General features: G+C 70.9%; 1 protein-coding gene. It reads left to right on the forward strand.

The window, feature by feature from the left end; translation table 11 throughout:
- The coding region (locus tag G3N59_RS36730) for an AMP-binding protein (protein ID WP_205987904.1) at nucleotides 1–2,993 on the forward strand (2,993 nt) is incomplete at both ends.

Here is a 2,993-nt window from a genome sequence, read left to right on the forward strand (position 1 = left end):
CATCACGTACCCGGCTTCGGCTTCGACCACGACCTTCTCGACGACGCTCGCGAACGTCAACACGGCAGGTTCGGGCACGATCCGCGATCTGCGTTCGTTCGGCTTCGGCGGCCGCTACGTCTACGGCACGGCTACGCCCGCGATCAGCTTCAACTACCTCGGCCGCTTCGACCAGAGCCTGCCGGGCTCCGGCGAACTGGCTGGCGTGCTGTCCTTCGCGCTCGACGAAGACGTCGGCCCCGCGATCCACGCCGATTCGCCGATCGACTACGCGCTCGACGTCAACGCCTGGGTCGCCAACGCACGCCTGAGCGTGAGCTTGCGCCACCTGCCCGCGCGTCTGGACGCGGCCGCCGCGCAAACGCTCGCGACGCGCTTCGAAGCGCAACTCGGCGCGCTGGCCGCGCGTTGCGCAGCGGGCGACATCGCGCTCGACGCCGCCGATTTCCCGCTCGCCGCGCTGAGCCAGGACGCGCTCGACGCGCTGCGCCTCGACCCGCGCGACGTGCGCGACCTCTACCCCGCGACGCCGCTGCAAAGCGGCCTGCTGTTCCACGCGCTCGACGCGGGCGCGGGCGTCTACGTCAACCAGTTGCGCCTGACGCTCGACGGCCCACTCGACCGCGCGGCCCTGCGCGCCGCGTGGCAATCGGCGCTCGACCGGCATGAGATTCTGCGCACGCGCTTCGCGCTGCCGTCGCAGGGCGCACCCTTGCAGATCGTGCAGCACACGGCCACTGTGCCCTTCGAGGAAATCGACGATCTCGCCGATGGCGATCCCGCGCGTTATGCCGATGCGCTCGACGCCTGGTGCGAAGCCGACCGCCTGCGCGGCTTCGACTTCACGCGCGCGCCGCTGCTGCGTCTGACGCTGCTGCGCCGCCCGGACGGCGCGCACGACCTCGTGCGTACGATCCATCACGCCTTGCTCGACGGCTGGAGCAGCGCACAACTGCTGGGCGAAATCGCCGACGATTACGCCGCGCGCGTGGCCGGTCACAGCACGCACGCCGCGCCCACGCAGCCGTTCCGCGCTTACGTCGAATGGTTGCGCGCGCAACCTGAACCGCGCGACCGGTGGCTCGACGAATTCGAGCGCCATCCAGAACCAGCTACGCTGCTGCAACCGCTGCTGCAACATCAATCCGCCGATCAAAGCAGCGCAGCCGCATCGGCCACGTATGCCCAAACGCTCGGCGCCGACTTCGCCGCGCGCCTGCGCGCAACCGCGCAACGCCAGCGCGTCACCGTGAATACGCTCGCGCAGGCCGCGTGGGCGCTGGTGCTGGCGCGCCGCGGCTTCGGCCGTCACGTGGCGTTCGGCACGACGGTCGCCGGCCGTCCCGCACAACTGGCGGGCTCGCAGCAGATGGTCGGCCTCTTTATCAACAGCCTGCCCGCGCTGATCGAAGTGCCCGCCGCGCAGCGCACCGGCGACTGGCTGCGCGCGCTGCACGCACGCCAGGCGCAGCGTCAGGAAGCGGGCCACGTGTCGCTCGCCGATCTGCAACGCTGGAGCGGCCGCAGCGGCGACGCGCTGTTCGACAGCCTGCTCGTGTTCGAAAACTATCCGCTCGACGACTCGCTGCGCGGACGCTTCGGCGCGCTGCGCGTGAGCGGCGTGGCCTCGGTCGAACGCACGCACTATCCGCTGACCATCCTGATGTCGAACGACCGCGAAGGCCACGTCAGCTGGCTCGCGGATGGCGCGCGCGTGAGCGCCGCGCGACTGCCCGCACTGGCGCAGGCGTGGCGCGATGCGCTCGATGCGCTGTGCAACGGCGAAGAACGCGCGGTTGCCGAACTCGGCCTGCAAGCGGCTTCTTTTGCTACCGATGCCACCGATGCCACCACCGTCCGCCTGCCGCGCATCGCCGGTCATGCCTTCGCGCCGATTGGCGCGCGCCTCGCGGCCCAAGCCGTACAGCGCCCTGCGGCGCTGGCTGTTAGTTGCGAAGATGAGGCGATCGACTATGCCGCCTTGAACGCCTGGTCGAATCGCATCGCGCATCGGCTGCTGCGTCACGGCGCGCGTGCGGAACGGCGCATCGGCGTGTGCGTGGCGCGCTCGGCGGCGATGGTTGCCGCGCTCTACGGCGTGAGCAAAACCGGCGCGGCCTATGTGCCGCTCGACCCGTCGCATCCGCCGCAACGGCTGCAGCGCATCCTCGATCACGCGTGCATCGACCTGATCGTGACCGACGCGGCCAGCGCCGCGCGCCTCGCCGATTGCTTCGCGGACCGCACGCTCGTCGATGCCAGCGATGTCGCCAACGAAGCGCCGACCGACCTCGCCACGCCCATCGCGCCCGAACAGGCCGCCTACGTGATCTACACCTCCGGTTCGACCGGCGAGCCGAAAGGCGTGTGCGTGAGCCACGCGAGCCTCGACCGCCTGCTCGCGAGCCTGGAACAGCATCTGGACTTCTCCTCGCGCGACGTCTGGCTCAGCGTGACGACGATTTCCTTCGATATCGCCGCGCTCGAACTGCATCTGCCGCTCACGCGCGGCGCGCGCGTGGAACTGGCCTCGCGCGACGCCGTGCTCGACGGCGCGCGTCTGCTCGATCTGCTGGCGCAAAGCGGCGCGACCGTGATGCAGGCCACGCCGACGGGCTGGCGCATGGTGCTGGAAAGCGAAGCGCGCGCCGCCGCGCCGCTGGGCTCGCATCTGCGCACGCATGAGAGCACCCAGCGGCTCAAGGCGCTCTGCGGCGGCGAGGCGTTGTCCGGCGATCTCGCCACCGCGCTGCTGCAACGCGGCGTCGATCTGCGCAACGTCTACGGCCCGACCGAAACCACGATCTGGTCGAGCATCGGCCGCGTGGCAGCCGGTCAGCCGGTGACGCTGGGCGTCGCGCTGCACGACACGGCGCTGCGCGTGCTCGACCGCGACGGCGCGCACGTCGCGCCTGGCGCGGCGGGCGAGTTGTGCATCGGCGGCGACAACCTCGCGCGCGGCTATCTGCACGGCGCGGCGCTCACCGCGGCGG

Origin of the sequence: Paraburkholderia sp. Ac-20340 (assembly GCF_017104965.1) — a bacterium.
In the GTDB taxonomy this organism is placed as follows: Bacteria; Pseudomonadota; Gammaproteobacteria; order Burkholderiales; family Burkholderiaceae; genus Paraburkholderia.